The sequence below is a fragment of the Anaerophaga thermohalophila str. Valhall genome (assembly GCF_000250735.1).
GTDB classification, from domain to species: domain Bacteria; phylum Bacteroidota; class Bacteroidia; order Bacteroidales; family Marinilabiliaceae; genus Anaerophaga; species Anaerophaga thermohalophila_A.
The window spans coordinates 1-1,243 of record NZ_AHZV01000281.1 but is presented as its reverse complement, the minus strand read 5'-3'; the positions used below and the strand labels follow the sequence as shown (position 1 = coordinate 1,243).

The 1,243-nt window shown below is 36.8% G+C and carries 1 protein-coding gene; it reads right to left on the bottom strand.

Translation table 11 applies throughout. The features are described 5' to 3' along the window. Positions 1–371 precede the first annotated feature (371 nt). Positions 372–959: an RNA polymerase sigma-70 factor gene (locus OQ5_RS0114825; RefSeq protein ID WP_016778233.1), complete on the bottom strand. Its 588-nt coding sequence runs from the start codon at positions 957–959 to the stop codon at positions 372–374. Positions 960–1,243 lie beyond the last annotated feature (284 nt).

Sequence of the window (1,243 nt, the reverse complement as noted above, 5' to 3'; positions counted from 1 at the left end):
TAATTAGTGTCTGTCCATAAAGTGCCATTTGCTGTGTTACGCTTGCCGCCAAAATACTCATTTACGAAAAGTAAACTCCGTTTTTGGTCGACTTCGCAAGCCTTGCAACTGGCACTTTCTGAACAGACACACATATTGTGAAAATTTTTGTGAGTTTATAGACAAGCACTAATTAGTTTGCAGCGTATTGCAAAAGTTTAACGGAGTATTGTCTGATAGTAATACACAAAAAATGTTTAAAACCCTACAATAAGATTTTAAATTTTTGAATTTATTGCAATATCAACAAGCGGGTATAAAAATCTAAACGGCGAGTTCTATGCTAAAGCTGCTGATTCTCTAAGGGATGAAAAATCGCTGATAGATATTTATCAGGAAAACCAAGTAAAGAAAAGTATGAGTCCCAGAGGGTAGTTTTTTCTGAGATGCTCTTCAATTTTCTTTTTCCCGATAGAAAGCTGACGTTCGACCCCTTTAACCGAAATGCCCAGTTTTGTTGCAACTTCCTGGTTTTTCAGCCCTTCAAGCTTTGCGAGTTTTACCACATTACGGCATTGCTTCGGTAAATTATCGATTGCTGCGTTTAGCTCACGGATAAGCAGTTCCTCAATAGGGAGGTCTTCTTCGCCCAAATAATCGATGTGTGAAATCAGCTGCAGCGTTTTGGTTTTAGAATGGTATTCCCGGAGTTTGTTTCTATCTGCCTGTTGTTCGCGGAGATAATTTAAGCATCTGTTCCTGAGAGAAATAAAAAGAAGTGATCCGGCAGAATTATTTGGGTCAAGAGTTTCCCGCTTTTCCCAGAATTTAATAAAAGTTTCCTGAACCATGTCTTCAGCAGTTGCCAAATCCTTAATAAAAAGCCTGCAATATTTTAAAAGACGGGGGTATTGGTTCCTGAAAAAAGTACCAAAAGCATTTATGTTCCCATCTTTTATGGCTTTTATCTGGTTTGACATTACAGAAGATTCATTCGTATAAAATTTTTTTGTTAAGGTCGAAAGGAGTTCGCATGCAAGTATTTATACATATTCTTGTTGTGGCAATGGCAATCCTTGCCATGCTCGTTTCAATTGTTTTGTAATATAATGTTACAAAACTATAAAATATTTCGAAGTGGTGTTTTTATTTTAGAAGGTTTATTTCCTCACCCCAGATGGATATTTACTATGTTACGCTCGTCCGAAAATTACTCATCCCGAAGTAGCTTTTGTAAGGTTTTTTCCTAATTAGTGCGTGTTTA